We start from the raw sequence: 15,602 nt of genomic DNA, 5'->3' as shown, positions 1-15,602 counted from the left end.
TCGCGACCGGGTCGCGGTATCCGCCATTTCATTATCAATAATTCATACTATTCTGATGGGAGAAGTTAAATATGGGGAAGATATTTAAAGCCCGCCGTTGGACTTCGCTGTTACTAGCGGCTACTTTGGCGATACCCGCATTTGGGGCAAGTATTGCAAGCGCGGATCCGGTAGCGGTGGGACAGCAGGATTATTTCCAAACACGGTATGCTGCGCTTCAGAATCAATCGCACGTGTTCGAGACGGTAACGTATTACGAGCTCGACTACTTGCTTCGCAACGCGTCGACGGGCGCGGACGATAACTACATCGTTCTGTTCGGTGGCTCTTGGCAGCCGGAAACGCAAGCCGCGATCGGTTACATAAACGAAGTGGCGAAGGAATACGGTATTACGTCGATCAAGAATTTCGATACGAAGCTGGACGGTCCGGATGGTTGGGTGGATATCACGAAGAGTAATGCATCGCCTAACTATCCGGTTAGCCCTGGAGGTACAATTCCGAATCCGACTGCACCTCCACCACCCGCTGAGCAGCCGAATGCTAATAAACCTGCGAGCGATCAACAATCGAGAAAGGACTTCTCGAGACGTTACGTCGATCTCGCTGTTCGTTACTTGAAAAACCTCGTGGTGTCAGATCAATATGCGGGTACCAAGCTGACCTCCGAGTATACAGGCGCCGACGCTCCGGGAGTACAAAACGCGCGTGTGGTAGGCGCTCCGTATCTGTTCATCTATAATCGCGGCAATGCCGCTTCTCCGATCGTGGCTAGTCTCGAAGGAATCAGCAGCGCGGGCAGTTTAACGGCGTTGCAGGACGGCTCCGGAGCAGATGCGTACAAGGCCGAGCTTCGGGAATTGTTCGATTCGATATCGGAAGCGGGCACGAAGAACGCCAAGTTCAAAACGCTGACAAATCAAGAATATGTTGCGGGTTCGTACAACGAATTCCGAACGGTTCCACAGGGACAGACTCCGACGCCGGTAATCTTCGATTCGTCCGATCCGGCCATCGTCATCGATTCCGTGACGTTAGACGAGTTCAAGTATTTGTTGAACACCGAAGAGACGCACGCCTTCCTGATCGGATGTGCATGGTGCGGAGATACGCAAGGGATCGTGAAATACGTTAACCAAGTAGCTAATGAATTCGGCATTACGAAAGTATACAACTTCGATACGAAACTGGATGGCGGAATCGGCGCCGCTCCGGCTCATGCGCAAGCAGGTTCCGCGAGACCGGCCTGGGGTGATATCGGAGGCAACTTCCTACAAACGCGTGATAATAGCCAGAATATAACACCAATCTATACCAACTTAATATCGACCTACTTCCCGAACCTGACTTCGGAGAATACGAAAGCCAATGCGTCCATCTATTACTTCCCGGATCAAGCGGCTAAAGACGCCGGAACCGCGACTAAGGCGAGCAGGATTCAAGCCCCATATGTACTCGTATACGATAAGCGAAATCGTGACGAGAACGATAATTGGGCGCCGATTCTCGGACACGTAGAATTCATGGGATATTGGAGAGATACGCATAGCAATGTTAATGCAAAAAACTTAAAGCGCAGCGCGTTAAGCACGCTATTCTCCAGACTAGAGTGGAAGCCGTCCGGATTGACGCCGTTGCCTCCGACGAGCGTGGGCGGCGCGGACGGTAAAATCGAAGGCATCGCGAAGACTCGCGTCGTCGACGGAGTGGCGGGTTACGCGACTCGTTCCTTGGAATATAGAAAAGTAGGCGATTCCGCTTATGCCGCCGTTCCGACGACGAGCACGGCGATCGAAGGATTGACGTCGGGCAAGTACGAAGTCCGCTATGCGTCGAAGTTCGGTTTCGAGAGCGAATCGAATAACTATCAGAGTTATACGACGACCGTATATCCTCCGGGGCCGTCCGTAGTCTTCGAAGTTCCATACTTCCAAGCGGCACCTGCACACTTGATCGGCAATGAACCGACGACCGCGGCCAACACTGACGGCTCGATTGTTGCTCACGATAACGGCGCTACGGTAGATTTGCCGTCGGGTCTTGAGTACAAATCGAATTCGCAATCCGAATACACGCCGGTGATCGGATCTTCAATCACAGGACTTGTACCGGGAACGTATCAAGTCAGAGTCGCGAGCAAGATCGTTAACGGAGATACGTACGCGGCAAGCGCGGCAGTCAACGTAACTGTCCCAGGTTACAAGGAACTGTCGCCTCCATCGGTCCTTGGCGTCGTACATCCGACGACGTTGGACAATAACGACGGTCAAATTACCGGATTGACTCAAGGAACAGAATACGATTCGAAATACAAGCTGGAGTATAAAAAGAACGACGGCGAATATGGGCTCGTATCCGATGAGGCAATCGCAGCGGGCAAGATCGTTAGCCTCACGCCTGGATCCTATAGCGTTCGTTACGCGGTATACGAAGATTACAATCCGAGTATCGCGGTCGACCTCGTCATCAAAGCCAATGTCGCTGCCCCATCGGGACTTGCGGCAGTAGCGCCGACGACAACGTCGCAAAATAACGGTAAAATCACGGGCGTAAACTCGTCCCTTGAGTATCGTTCGAGCGGCAGCAATACTTACGTATCGGTAAGCGGCACGGAAATTAGCCCGTTGCTGACAGGTAGCTACTACGTGAGAGTTAAGGAGACTGCTGCAACGCTTGCGAGCGCCGATACGGTCATAACGGTTCCGGAATACGTGGCACCGAACAATGGCAACAACGGCGGCAATAACGGCGGCAACACGGGAGGCAGCTCTGGTGGCACGACGACTGCGCCAAATACCGGCGTAACCGACACCACCAACGGAGCATCCGCGGCCATCGAAGCGAAGAAAGACGAAGCGACGGGCTCTTCGATCGCGCTCGTCACGCCGGAAGCGGCGAAAGACTTGCTGAACAAAGCGAAGCAAGCCGAGAGCGAAGGCAAGAAGCCTGTATTGGAAATCAAAGTCGGCGACGCCGGCCAGACCGGCAACGTGCAAGTGACGGTTCCGCGCGCGGCGTTCGACGAGCTAGTTAACGGAACGGGCGCGGACATCGTCATCGACGTCGGCTACGGCAAAGTGTCCTTCGACGCGGCGGCGCTCAAGCAAATCGGCGGTTCGACCGACGGCGGAGACATCAGCTTCATCCTGATCAAATCCGAGCTGACGGCGGAAGGCAAGGAAGTGCTCGGAGACCGTCCGGTGTACGACCTGCTCGTCTATGCAGGCCAGACGGGCGTAACGAGCTTCGGAGGATCGGAAGTACAAGTATCGCTTCCATACACGCTTAAGCCGGGAGAAGATCCGAACGCCGTCGTCGTATACTACGTGACGGAAGAAGGAGAATTGCAAATCGTCACGGGCAAGTACAACGCGGCCACTCAATCGGTCGAATTCGGAACGACGCACTTCTCGCAATACATTATCGGTTACAATAAAATTGCCTTCTCCGACGTCGAATCGACGGCATGGTACGCGCAAGCCGTATCATACCTCGCGGCTCGGGAAATCACGAGCGGCACGGACGATACGCACTTCAGCCCGAACGCGACCGTCACGCGCGGTCAGTTCATCGTGCTCTTGCTGAATGCTTACGGCATCGCTCCGGACGCTGCAGGAGCGAGCAACTTCGCGGATGCAGGCGACACGTACTACACCGGCTACTTGGCGGCGGCGAAGCGTCTTGGCATCGCCAACGGGTTCGAAGGGAATCGGTTCTCTCCGAACGCGACGATCTCGCGTCAAGATCTGTTCACGCTGCTGCATCGCGCGCTGAAAGCGATCGGCCAACAACCGGCGGCGCAAGGAACGGCATCGACGTCTTCGTACTCCGATGCATCCTCGATTCCGAGCTATGCGCAAGAAGCGTTCGACGCGCTCGTCGGCGCAGGCGCGATTTCGGGCTCGAACGGCAAGCTGAACCCTGGCAAGACGTCTAGCCGGGCGGAAGTAGCGCAAGTGCTGTATAGATTGTTGTCTCAGTAAGCGCAATTCGCATAAGCAGACCGCGAACGGGCAGCCTTGGCTGCCCGTTTGTCGTACCGAATGCGAGGCATACGTTCTCGAATAATTATTGCTTGCGTATATGCCTAAAATCATGTACAATAAATTTTGTGCTTTCTTCGTGGCTACCCACGGCCCCAGCGAAGAAACGTCACGCTATTTTGCTGTGTATGACACAATCGGTTATTCCCTAGATCGGATGATCGATCATGCGCATCGGAATTTTAACCAGATAACGAACGCAACGAACAAGTACGGAACTGATGGATCACATACAAGCTGGCAACAATCCCGAAGGAGGAACTTTCATGCGTACCACTTACATGGCTAAGACGAATGAAATCGAGCGCAAATGGCTGTTGATCGACGCTGCTGGAAAAACGCTCGGCCGTCTGGCAAGCGAAGCGGCGGCTCTGATCCGCGGCAAACACAAACCTGAATTTACCCCTCACGTTGACACGGGCGATTTCGTTATCGTCATCAACGCCGACAAAATCGTACTGACGGGTAAGAAATTGCAACAGAAGAAGTACTACACGCACTCCCACTACCCAGGCGGTCTGAAAACGACTACCGCGCAAGAAATGCTGAACAGAAAGCCTGCTCGCATCATCGAGCTCGCCGTATACGGCATGCTTCCGCACAACAAGCTCGGCCACCAGCTCCAAGGCAAGCTCAAAGTTTACGCAGGCGCAGAGCATCCACATGCAGCACAACTACCTGAAGTTTACGAACTTCGCGGATAATCGATAAGGGAGGACTTACGAATGGCTCAAGCACAATACATCGGAACGGGTCGCCGGAAGCACTCCGTTGCGCGAGTTCGTCTCGTGCCGGGTGAAGGCCGCATTGTGATCAACAAACGCGAGATCAACGACTATTTCGACCTCGAAACGTTGAAACTCATCGTGAAACAACCGCTTAACCTGACCGACTCGGTCACTAAATACGATATCCACATCCTCGCTCATGGCGGCGGTACTTCCGGTCAAGCCGGCGCAATCCGTCACGGGATCTCCCGTGCGTTGCTGAAAGCCGATCCAGAGCTTCGCCCGGCTCTTAAGAAAGCCGGATTCCTGACTCGTGACCCGCGCATGAAAGAACGTAAGAAATACGGCTTGAAAGCCGCTCGTCGCGCGCCACAGTTCTCCAAACGTTAATCTATGCGATGCCTTTCTCCTTCCGGGAGAAAGGCATTTTTGCATATATAGGCATATGATGGGTACTGCGTTGCTCCATTTTTATTCTAATTGAACTAACGCGCGTGAAGTCGTATAATCAATTCAAACTTGCTTGGGTTTATAATGGAGGGCCAATATTATGAACTTGCTAGAAAAAGAAGCTTTAATCCGTAAGATGGAAGTCGAATTGGAAAATGAAACGCCGGAAGCGATCATTAAGTTCGCCGTCGAGACGTTCCCGAATATCACGTTCGCTTGCAGCTTCGGCGCGGAAGACGTCGTTCTCGTCGATATGCTGCAGAAGGTGAGCCCGAAAACCGACATTTTCTACCTCGATACCGATTTTCACTTTAAGGAAACGTATGAGACGCGCGATAAGCTGATCGAAAGATACGGCTTGAAGTTCGTAGAGATGAAGCCGTTGATTACGCCGGAAGAGCAGGCCGCCGAGCACGGCGACGAGCTGTGGAAGAGCGACCCGACGGCATGTTGCAACATTCGCAAGGTCGATCCGCTCACGCGCGTATTGGGCCGTTACCAAGCGTGGATCACGGGCATTCGCCGCGATCAAGCGCCTACCCGCGCGAACTCCAAGAAGATCGAGTACGATGTCAAGTTCGGCCTCGTGAAATTCAACCCGATCGCTTCTTGGACGACCGAAGACGTCTGGAACTATATCCGCGAGAACAACGTTCCTTACAACGAATTACATGATCGCAACTATCCGAGCATCGGCTGCGAACACTGCACGCGTCCCGTTATGCCGGGCGAAGACCCGCGCGCCGGACGTTGGGCGGGCAACGAGAAGACGGAATGCGGTTTGCACAAGTAAAGACGAGAACACAGACTTTCGGCCGTCAGAGTGCCTTATGGGCGCTTTGACGGCCGAATTCTATTACAGCATGAAATTACGAATCAGGTTCTCTTAGCGACGCTTTCTCGAATAATCAGCTTATTCGGCAACAACACTTTGACCGGCAGCTTGTGACGCTGGTTAAGACGATCAATGAAGAGCTGAACCGCCCAGTTGCCCATCTCGACGATCGGCATTCCCACGGTCGTCAGCATCGGAGATATATAACCGGACAGCTCGATGTTGTCCATGCTAATAATCGACAGCTGCTCGGGCACCTTGATTTTCGCCTCCGCGAATCGTCGCAGCGCGGCGATTGCCGCGATGTCGGTCGCGCAGAATACCGCAGTCGGAAGCGGAGAGGCTTTCGCCAACAGCTCCTCGGCTCCTTGGTAGCCGCCAGGACCGTTCTGCGGGCAATTACTCACCCATGTATCCGAGCTTTCCAGTCCGTATTTGCGAATGATATCGCAGTAGGCCTCGTACCTTACCTCGTTTAACGTCTCGCCGATATATCCGATTCGTTTGTGTCCATTCGCAATCAGGTGCTTAATCGCAATTTCCGTAGCTTCGTATCCGTCGCAAATGACCTGATCGCAGCTGGCGGAAATCATATTTCGCCCTACATAGACCAAACTTTTGTAGTGCTTCTCGAGAAAGCTCATGCTGTCGTTACTGAAGCGGCCCAATATGATTGCGCCGTCCGTATGCGAGGATTCGATCTGATCAAGCAGGGTATCGGTCTCGATATCGAAGAGCGAATAAGAATGGCGAACGGCATAACCCAGATCCAGCGCTTGTTGTTCGATGGCGCGCGACATCTGAGCGAAGAACGGATCGTCATCCAATTGTCTGGTGCGCCCCAAGATGCACGAGATGGAAGGAGGGGAAGACTTGCGGAGCGTACGTTTGCCGCGTTTGAGCTCTCTGGCGTTCTGATCAGGTACATAGCCGATTTCTCTCGCGAACTTCCAGACCCTGTCGCGAACTTCTTTCGTCGCGAAGCTATTGTCGGGGGAATTCAGAATGCGCGATACCGTCGAGATGGATACGCCCGCCATATTTGCGATCTGCTTTAGAGTCATCGGACTTCCCTCGCGTTCCTGCCTATTTATTGGATATGATAGCTGGTTTTAACGCAAATTGAAAGTGGATTTGCGTAAAGTTAACGCAAACTTTGCGAGAATTTCAAGTGAAACGTTTGCGTAATCAATGCTGGTCATCTCAATCGAAAATACATATACTTAGATGAACATTGTGCTGATTCAATTTGGCAATATAGGAGTGATACAGATGTCGCTGACACACTTGGATAAGCTTGAGGCTGAGGCGATCTACATTTTCCGGGAAGTTGCCGCCGAATGCGAGCGCCCGGTCATGCTTTATTCGATAGGGAAAGATTCATCGGTCTTGCTTCATCTCGCGATGAAGGCCTTCTACCCTGAAAAACCGCCATTTCCGCTGCTTCATGTCGATACGAGCTGGAAATTCAGCGAAATGATCGAGTTCCGCGACCGCAGAGCGCAGGAGCTTGGCGTCGATCTGATCGTTCATCGGAACGAAGCCGCCATCGCCGAGGGCATCAATCCGTTCGATCACGGATCGGCCTACACGGATATTATGAAGACGCAGGCGCTCAAAGAGGCCCTGACGAAGTATCAGTTCACCGCGGCTTTCGGAGGTGCCAGACGCGATGAAGAGAAGTCCCGCGCCAAGGAGCGTATCTTCTCGTTCCGGAACGAACAGCATACCTGGGATCCCAAAAACCAACGCCCCGAAATGTGGAAGCTTTTTAATACACGTATCCATAAAGGCGAAAGCATGCGCGTATTTCCGATCTCCAACTGGACGGAGAAGGACATTTGGCAATATATCCAACGCGAGAATATAGAGATTGTTCCGCTCTATTTCGCTGCGGAGCGTCCGGTCGTTCATCGCGACGGCAATATCATTATGGTGGACGATAGCCGCATGCGGCTGATGCCTGGAGAAACTCCCGAGATGAAGATGGTACGTTTCCGTACGTTAGGCTGTTACCCTCTGTCAGGCGGGGTTGAGTCGGAGGCGGATACACTGGACGAGGTCATCGCGGAGACGCTATCGGCAACGACTTCCGAACGCACGAGCCGCGTTATCGACAAGGAAGCGGCAGGCAGCATGGAGCGGCGCAAACGGGAGGGGTATTTCTAATGAGTCAACCAGCGAGCGGTCTACTTAAATTCATTACATGCGGCAGTGTGGACGACGGCAAGTCAACGCTTATCGGCCATATTCTATACGACTCCAAAATGCTGTATGCCGATCAAGAGCAGGCTCTTCTGCTGGACAGTCAGGTGGGCAGCCGAAACGGAGCGATCGACTATTCGCTGCTGCTCGACGGTCTGATGGCCGAGCGCGAACAAGGGATTACGATCGACGTTGCCTACCGCTACTTCAACACCGAGCGTCGCAGCTTTATCGTTGCCGATACGCCGGGACATGAAGAGTACACCCGTAATATGGCCGTTGGCGCAGCCTTTGCCGATTTGGCCATTATCTTGATCGACGCCAAACAGGGCGTTCTGGTGCAAACCCGTCGTCACGCCCGGATATGCGCGTTGATGGGCATTAAGCACTTTATATTCGCGGTGAACAAAATCGATCTCGTGGGCTACGACAAACAACGGTTCTTGAACATTACGGAGGATATTCAGCAGCTTCGCAACGAACTTCGTCTGGAAGATACGGTTATCATTCCGGTCTCGGCGACCGAGGGCGACAACGTGACGCGGCGTTCTCCCCATATGGAATGGTATGACGGTCCGGCGTTGCTGGAGCATCTGGAGACGGTGGATATCTCCACGGATGCAGCGGAGAACGGCTTCTACATGCCGGTTCAGCGAGTGAGCCGTCCGGATCACAACTTCCGCGGCTTCCAAGGACAGATCGAGGCAGGCAAGATTGAAGTCGGCGAGACGCTGACGATTCTGCCAAGCGGCGAAACGGCGATCGTTAAGTCCGTTCACATCGGAGAGAAGAAGGTGGGCAGCGCCGTCGCCGGGCAGCCAGTAACGATTCAGCTCGATCGCGAGGTCGATGTTTCGCGCGGCTGCGTGCTGACCAAAGAAGCAGGATTGAAGACGTCGACCACCCTTACGACGACGCTCTTGTGGATGGATGAACAGCAGCTCGTTCCGAGCAAGGAATACTGGATTAAGCTGGGCACGAAGATGCTGCCGGCCGTAGTGACGGATTTGCATCACAAGGTAGACGTCAATAACGGCAGCTTGCTTGCGACGGCTACCGCGGTCAAGAACGAGCTGGTCAGCTGCGATATCGTCGTCTCGGAACCGCTAGTCGTCGATGAGTTTCTGCAGCACAAAACGATGGGCGCGCTTATTCTGATCGACCGCGTCATGCATGCCACGGCAGCTTGCGGCGTAGTCGTGTCCGTAGGCAACGAGAATCAGAACGGCGTGTTTCTGCAGGATGGCGATGCCAAGCAGCAAGTCAATCTATTCGACAGCTTCTGGTATGAGCCGGACGTGAATATGGTACTGCGACACAAGCAACCGGCCGCTACGTACAACAAAGGAGATGCGTTGCCTCTGATAAGCGATCAATGCGCATATCCTTCCGACTTCGATCTGCAGTCGGACGTAGGCTTCGCCAATATTCGCGGCGGCATATTCACGGGCTTCGGCCCTCGCGAGCCGAAATTACCTTTGCTTGATCTTAACGGGCTGGAAGCGGGTAACGGCACAACCGGGAACTTTGGGAAATACCGCAATATCCTCGTGCGAAATAAAGGATAAGCCTTACTCATAATGATCCGCCTTGTCCCATATGATGTAGGGAGTTTTCCCGGGACGAGGTGGATTATTTTGTTTAGAGGGCATGTTACCAAGTTATGGTCCAGATTGACGAGAAGGCGCATGGTCGTCTGGATGACGCGCCGCGGGTGGACAAGATTGGCGATCGTCGCCTTATTGATCGCGCTCACGGGAGCGGCATTCCTAAGCGAGATGCCGACGTCCCGCACCTGGAGTCATTGGTCTACGCCGCTGGCGGGCAAGGTCATTGCCTTGGACGCCGGACATGGAGGCGCTGACGGCGGCGCGGTCGGCAGAGAGGGCGAGATCGAGAAGGACTTGAACCTGGCTATCGTGCTGTACCTTCGCGACTATCTGCAGCAAGCGGGCGCGGTGACGCTGCTTACGCGGGAAGGGGATTACGATCTGGCGTCTCCAGATACGAAAGGCTATTCGCGCAGGAAGACGGAAGACCTTATGAAGCGAGTGGAGGAGCTGAGCGGCGGCAAGAAGATCGACCTGACGATCAGCATCCATATGAACAGCATGCCTTCGCCGCAATGGTCGGGGGCGCAGACGTTCTTCTATCCGTCCAATCCGGACAACCAACGGCTCGCGGCCGTCATTCAATCCGAAATTCGCGAATCGCTCGGCAATACGGAGCGAATCGCGAAGAAGGCCGAGACGATCTACTTGCTGAAGAAGCTGTCGATGCCTACGGCGCTCGTCGAAGTCGGCTTCCTCTCGAACCCGCGCGAGGCGAACCTGTTGGCGGATGAACAGTATCAGCGGAAGGTCGCGACGGCTATCTACCGAGGTATCCTTCGCTATGCATCCGGTGAAACGGGCAAGCCTGTGCTATAATAAGGTGATTAGCTTACGATCGCGAGGGGGCGAGCATTTGGTTACAAGAGAACAAGTCTTGCAGGCACTGGCATACATTATCGATCCAACCTTGAAACGAAGCATTACGGAGCTCGGTCTCGTTCGCGACGTCGTCGTGCGCGAAGGGACCGTTTCCTTGACGCTCGTAACGCATCCAGATAGTACGGGGGAGCATATTACGGCGCCGTTGCATAAGGAATTGAACGAAGCGCTGGCGAGAATCGGCGTCTCTCAGCCGCACATCCGTTATCGGACGATGACGGAGAGAGAGCTGGACGACGCGCAAGGCAAGCAGCAAGCGCAACAGACGCAACAGCAGCCCCAGGCGGACGCGCAGAAGCCGCAACAACCGATCCAAGGTCACGGCGCAGGGCTGGAGAAGCATCCGATCCTTCATCCGGAGAGCGGCGTCGAATTCATCGCGGTCGCGAGCGGCAAGGGTGGGGTAGGCAAGTCCACCGTTACGGTCAACCTGGCCGTCGCGCTAGCGAGACTCGGGAAGCGCGTCGGATTGATCGACAGCGATATCTATGGCTTCAGCGTGCCCGATATGATGGGTATCGACGAGCGTCCAGATCAGATCGGCGACAAGATTAAGCCGGTCGAACGGTTCGGCGTGAAGGTCATCTCCATGGGCTTCTTCGTCGAAGACAACAGCCCGGTCGTCTGGCGTGGGCCGATGCTCGGCAAGATGCTGCGCAATTTCTTCTCCGAAGTGGAGTGGGGCGAGCTGGATTACTTGCTGCTCGACTTGCCGCCGGGGACGGGCGATATCGCCCTCGACGTCCACCAGATGCTTCCGCAGAGCAAGGAGATCATCGTCACGACGCCGCACGCCACGGCGGCCTTCGTCGCCGCGAGAGCGGGCGCGATGGCGATCCGCACGAATCACGCCATTCTCGGCGTCGTCGAGAACATGTCGTATTACGAGCATCCGAAGCTCGGAGAGCGCGATTATATCTTCGGCCGCGGAGGCGGCGGCAAGCTTGCGGAGACGCTCCATACGGAGCTGCTCGCGCAATTCCCGCTCGGCGCTCCCGACAACCATCCGTTAGAGCCTGATTACTCTCCATCGGTGTACAAGGCCGATTCCGAGACGGGACGAGCCTACTTGGAGCTAGCGCACGCGGTCATCGCGCGCTGCGGACGCTAATAGTCAACGACGCGAATAAGCCTCGGAAAACCGGTATCTACCGGAATCCCGAGGCTTTTCCTTGCCATCCGACGGAGATCGACGCTATTGGCCTCCGCCGTCTCCGCCCTCGCCGCCGCCTTCTTCGCCGCTGCCGCCTTCCTCGCCGCCGGATTGCTGCTCTTCGCCGCCGGATTGCTCGTCCTTCTTCCCTTTGGACTCCGTGTCGGGCGTAAGCTCTTCCTTGACGACAACCTGCAACAGCTTCATGATCTCCAGCTTGAACAGAGGGTTCTGCATCGCCTCCGTAACCGAGGAGTTCACCAGCTTCCTCACGTCGGGCGTCTTCATCGAGTCGGTCATGATCTTCTGCATTTCCTGCGTCTTGAACATATCGACGAGTTCCTTCTGGTACGTCGGATCTTTCATCAGATCTTTGTGGATCTGCTTGTTATCCTTGCTTACCGCCTTGGCGAACTCGCCCGCGAACTTCGGATCGACCATGAGCTTCTTGAGCACCGTCTCGTAACCTTCGGACGTCAGGACGTCTTTGACCGCGATTCTTACTTCTTCCTGATCTTGCGGGGTCATGCTCTTCATCTGCAGCGTGCTCTCGCCGTATTGGGCGGTAGACGCCTTCTCCAACGCTTTCTGCGCTTCCTCGGAGCCGAGAATGTCGATAACCATCGATTTGACTTCTTTATAGCTGACTTGGTTCCCGCCGCCGCCGCTCGATTCCTGGCCGCAAGCGGAGAGAGCCACAAGCATGGAGATAACGACGCATACGGAGACGAACCGGATACGCATGTAGGCCTATACTCCCTTCCATAGGGTTATGGAGGTAGTATGCGACGCGGGAAGGGCGAATATGAGGGGGGGTTCATGGCTTTTTCGCTGGATCATGGTAAAATAAAGGTTGATCAAATCGAGGGTGAGTTCGTTCGAGCCCGACGAAGATTTAAATGCATCGAGGAGGAATCGGGCTTTGAATTTACGCAGATGGATGAAACTATTCGGTACGACGGTATTGATCGGCGCGTTGATCGCGGCGTTAACCGGCATCGGTCTTATGATTACGGATCAGGAATTTCAAGTGAAGGGCACGGAGAATTGGCTCGTCAATATCGGAATGATGGCGCTCGGCGGATTGACGTTCGGGGCCTTCTCGCATATGGGCTTTTTCGCTTATCTCATGTTGAATTACATCGCGCGCAGCATCTTCAAGCGTCCGTTCACCTGGCTAATGGTACAAGCGATCGCGGCTGCGTTCGTGCTGTTCGAAATCGGCTACTGGACGTACGACACCAACTTCCCGGATAACGCGTTCTGGGCGGTTCCGCTTGTCTTGCTTGCCGCATCGGTACTCGTCGGATGGAGGAAAACGCATGAAACGTCGTCCGGCGCTTGGATTCCAACGGTGTTCTTCCTCGTTGCGGTTACGGCGTTGGAGTCGGTTCCAGCATTCCGGACGGGCAGCATGCCTTCGCTATTGTTCCAGATCATTCCGTTATTCGCGTGCAATGCGTTCCAGATCATGAGGCTTCATCGCATTCTGGATACGTCGCCGCAATCCGCGGCTCAAGTCACGAGCGCGAGTTAATCCAGCAGGGCCAGCTCGTTCCAGGCGGTCTTGTCTTGGACCGTGTTGCCCTTCGTCTCGGTCTGGTCGATCATTTGCGATACGGTGACGAAGTCGTAACCTTGGGAGCGCAGCTTATCGATGATCGTAGGGAGCGCCTCATGGGTCTGCTTGCAGGAATCGCTGGCGTGCATGAGGATGATGTCGCCCGGATGGGCTTTCGTGACGACGCGCTGAACGATCGTGTTCACGCCGGGGTTCTTCCAATCGAGCGAATCGGTATCCCATTGGATGACTTTGTAGTTCAACGATTCGGCGATGCGCAGCACGCGTTTGTCGAAGTCGCCGTTCGGCATGCGGATGAGGGTAGGGCTCTTGCCCGTCATTTCCCTTAAGATGCCGTCCGCGACCGTAATCTGCTTCTGGATTTCCGAGTCGCTGTATTGGCTGTAGTTGTCGTGCTTGTGACCATGGCTGCCGATCTCGTAGCCCGCGTCGATGATCTTCTTCACGATGTCCGGATGCGTCTTGCTCCAAGGAGAGGAGAGGAAGAACGTGACGTTCTTCACGCCCTTGTTCTGCAGAATTTCGAGAATCGGTTCCGCGCGCGTTTCTCCCCAACTGATGTCGAACGTCAGGGCGACGACTTTGCGTTCGGTCGGCACGCTGTAGATCGCGGCCGGCGGATGGGGAGCGAACACGCTCAGGTTGTCCTTCTCTACCCATATGATGGCGATGGACAGGATTGCGGTTAACGCGAGGAACATTGCTCTCTTAATACGCCGTCCATTAAATACGAAAAAGTAATTCATGGGGAATGATCGGCTCCTCTCCGGAATAAAATGACGTGCGCTCGGCCCGACGGCTTGGCCGGGCTTGTTTACTACAATGTATGCTTGTTCGATTCAGTTATTCATGGGACCAGGGAGGAAGCGGGATGTTTTCGCGTCAGGGCTTGCTGCAGATCTGGAAGGAAACGCGGGGATACTTCGTCTTCGCTTGCATCTTGTTCTTCGCCAGCATGTTCGTCGGGGGATCGTCGGACGCGCCGGTCGGGTGGATGAACGGTCAATTGGAAGAGATCGATAAGCTGAGGCAGTCGGCGGAAGGGACCGATAGTCCGGAACGCGCGATGTTCTTCCTGATCATCGGGAAGAATCTGCTGGCGTCCGTCATGGCGATCGGCTTCGGAATCATCGGGGCCATCATGCCGATCGCGGTGCTCGTCTCGAATGGCATGCTCATGGGCTATGTCCTTACTCTCGTCGGTCAGACCGATCAGAACGTATGGCTTACGATCGTGAAGGGGCTGTTGCCTCACGGCGTGCTCGAGCTGTGCGCGGTCTTCTTGGCTTGCGCCTTCGGCATTCGGTTCGGTCTGACGTTCATTCGCGGGATCGGCCGTTCCCTGACCGGCAAGTCGGAGCCATGGCAGCCGTTCGTGCGCACGGCGATCGGCGTCGTACCGGGCATCGCGGCGATCATCGCGCTGTTGTTGCTGGCCGCGGCGGTGGAGAGTACGATTACGTACTGGTTAATGACCTAACATAAAGTTGGAAAGAGGCGCGGCGAACCGACATAAAGGCGGGCAAAAAAGAGCATAACAGTAAAACGATACCGGTAGCGTCCGCCGACTTGGCCGAGCATCGGTACAAGCCGCTTATATACAGGAGGAGTCGCGCCCTATGCTCGGAATGATGTTCACGGATAAGGAATGCAAGGAACTGGATTACTTGCTCCGCAAGGAGATGGACGAGATGCTCCTCGACATGAGCGACCGCAGATTGGATGGGCCCGTTAAGGAGGCGATCTCCAAGCGCTACAAGATCATCTTCCGTATGTACGCCCGGATCGCGCCGCCTAGAGAGCTGTCCAGATACGCGACGGGATTAAGGTTGCAAAGATAATCGAAGAAGATTGCATAAAAGGCTTGACCCGCTGCCTGCATCTGTGTTAAATTATCTTTCGCCCCAGTAAAACGGGCGCGACGCACAGCATCGAATACAAGATGATAAAAGAAGTAAGAAATTACCTCTTGCAATCGAGTAGGCAGCTGTGATATATTATAAAAGTCGCCGTTAGCGCGGATGACAAAAAGAAGCAACACAGCTTGTTCTTTGAAAACTGAACATCGAGCGTAATTTACGGTAATAAATCGTTCACTTCGGTGAACAAACCAG

General features: G+C 54.5%; 14 protein-coding genes and 1 pseudogene. 11 read left to right on the top strand and 4 right to left on the bottom strand.

Translation table 11 applies throughout. The features are described from left to right. Window positions 1–71 precede the first annotated feature (71 nt). The 4 genes from ACFQZG_RS26015 (at window position 72) to ACFQZG_RS26000 (ending at window position 6,014) form a co-directional block, all read left to right on the top strand. Window positions 72–3,983: an S-layer homology domain-containing protein gene (locus ACFQZG_RS26015; protein ID WP_378157667.1), complete on the top strand. Its 3,912-nt coding sequence runs from the start codon at window positions 72–74 to the stop codon at window positions 3,981–3,983. A gap of 326 nt (window positions 3,984–4,309) precedes the next feature. Continuing rightward, a complete protein-coding gene (gene rplM / locus ACFQZG_RS26010; protein ID WP_378157666.1) occupies window positions 4,310–4,747 on the top strand; it encodes a 50S ribosomal protein L13 in 438 nt (145 codons plus the stop codon). A 21-nt stretch (window positions 4,748–4,768) separates the two neighbouring features. Next, window positions 4,769–5,161, top strand: a complete 393-nt coding sequence (gene rpsI / locus ACFQZG_RS26005; protein ID WP_378157665.1) for a 30S ribosomal protein S9 — start codon at window positions 4,769–4,771, stop codon at window positions 5,159–5,161. A 160-nt stretch (window positions 5,162–5,321) separates the two neighbouring features. Then, a complete protein-coding gene (locus tag ACFQZG_RS26000) occupies window positions 5,322–6,014 on the top strand; it encodes a phosphoadenylyl-sulfate reductase (RefSeq protein ID WP_378157664.1) in 693 nt (230 codons plus the stop codon). A gap of 83 nt (window positions 6,015–6,097) precedes the next feature. Here the strand turns inward: ACFQZG_RS26000 and ACFQZG_RS25995 are convergent, their stop codons facing one another. Both ACFQZG_RS25995 and ACFQZG_RS25990 read right to left on the bottom strand, forming a co-directional pair. Further along, window positions 6,098–6,883 carry a substrate-binding domain-containing protein gene (locus ACFQZG_RS25995; RefSeq protein ID WP_378157725.1) on the bottom strand — a complete coding sequence of 262 codons (786 nt, stop codon included), beginning with the start codon at window positions 6,881–6,883 and terminating at the stop codon, window positions 6,098–6,100. A 102-nt stretch (window positions 6,884–6,985) separates the two neighbouring features. Further along, a pseudogene (locus tag ACFQZG_RS25990) lies at window positions 6,986–7,120 on the bottom strand (LacI family DNA-binding transcriptional regulator); the annotation flags it as partial. Between the two features lie 163 nt (window positions 7,121–7,283). On the opposite strand from ACFQZG_RS25990, the gene cysD reads away from it, so the two are divergent. The 4 genes from cysD to ACFQZG_RS25970 all read left to right on the top strand — a co-directional run bounded on the left by cysD (window position 7,284) and on the right by ACFQZG_RS25970 (window position 11,864). Beyond that, window positions 7,284–8,225 (top strand): sulfate adenylyltransferase subunit CysD, encoded by a 942-nt coding sequence (cysD, locus tag ACFQZG_RS25985; protein ID WP_445297467.1) that lies wholly within the window; start codon window positions 7,284–7,286, stop codon window positions 8,223–8,225. Beyond that, window positions 8,225–9,829 carry a sulfate adenylyltransferase subunit 1 gene (locus ACFQZG_RS25980; protein WP_378157663.1) on the top strand — a complete coding sequence of 535 codons (1,605 nt, stop codon included), beginning with the start codon at window positions 8,225–8,227 and terminating at the stop codon, window positions 9,827–9,829. Before cysD ends, ACFQZG_RS25980 begins: the two co-directional genes overlap by 1 nt. Before the next feature lie 120 nt (window positions 9,830–9,949). Further along, on the top strand, window positions 9,950–10,690 hold the full coding sequence (gene cwlD, locus ACFQZG_RS25975; RefSeq protein WP_378157723.1) for an N-acetylmuramoyl-L-alanine amidase CwlD: 741 nt from the start codon (window positions 9,950–9,952) through the stop codon (window positions 10,688–10,690). 37 nt (window positions 10,691–10,727) lie between these two features. Further along, entirely contained in the window at window positions 10,728–11,864 is a 1,137-nt protein-coding gene (locus ACFQZG_RS25970) for a P-loop NTPase (RefSeq protein ID WP_378157662.1), read from the top strand. An 84-nt stretch (window positions 11,865–11,948) separates the two neighbouring features. Here ACFQZG_RS25970 and gerD read toward each other — a convergent pair whose 3' ends face one another. Next, window positions 11,949–12,650 (bottom strand): spore germination lipoprotein GerD, encoded by a 702-nt coding sequence (gerD, locus tag ACFQZG_RS25965; RefSeq protein WP_378157661.1) that lies wholly within the window; start codon window positions 12,648–12,650, stop codon window positions 11,949–11,951. 178 nt (window positions 12,651–12,828) lie between these two features. Between gerD and ACFQZG_RS25960 the strand changes: the two genes are divergently transcribed. Continuing rightward, window positions 12,829–13,443, top strand: coding sequence for a KinB-signaling pathway activation protein (locus tag ACFQZG_RS25960; RefSeq protein ID WP_378157660.1), 615 nt, complete (start codon window positions 12,829–12,831; stop codon window positions 13,441–13,443). On the opposite strand, the gene pdaB is transcribed toward ACFQZG_RS25960, so the two are convergent. Beyond that, window positions 13,440–14,234, bottom strand: a complete 795-nt coding sequence (gene pdaB, locus ACFQZG_RS25955; protein WP_378157659.1) for a polysaccharide deacetylase family sporulation protein PdaB — start codon at window positions 14,232–14,234, stop codon at window positions 13,440–13,442. The genes ACFQZG_RS25960 and pdaB overlap by 4 nt on opposite strands. A gap of 125 nt (window positions 14,235–14,359) precedes the next feature. On the opposite strand from pdaB, the gene ACFQZG_RS25950 reads away from it, so the two are divergent. Further along, complete coding sequence (locus ACFQZG_RS25950; protein ID WP_378157658.1) at window positions 14,360–14,968, top strand: stage II sporulation protein M; 609 nt, start codon at window positions 14,360–14,362, stop codon at window positions 14,966–14,968. Between the two features lie 139 nt (window positions 14,969–15,107). Beyond that, a complete protein-coding gene (locus ACFQZG_RS25945) occupies window positions 15,108–15,329 on the top strand; it encodes a hypothetical protein (RefSeq protein WP_378109866.1) in 222 nt (73 codons plus the stop codon). Window positions 15,330–15,602 lie beyond the last annotated feature (273 nt).

Source organism: Cohnella sp. GCM10027633, from assembly GCF_042675445.1.
Classification (GTDB): domain Bacteria; phylum Bacillota; class Bacilli; order Paenibacillales; family Paenibacillaceae; genus Cohnella.
The sequence above is the reverse complement of the archived record's forward strand: the minus strand, read 5'-3'. Positions and strand labels throughout refer to the sequence as shown.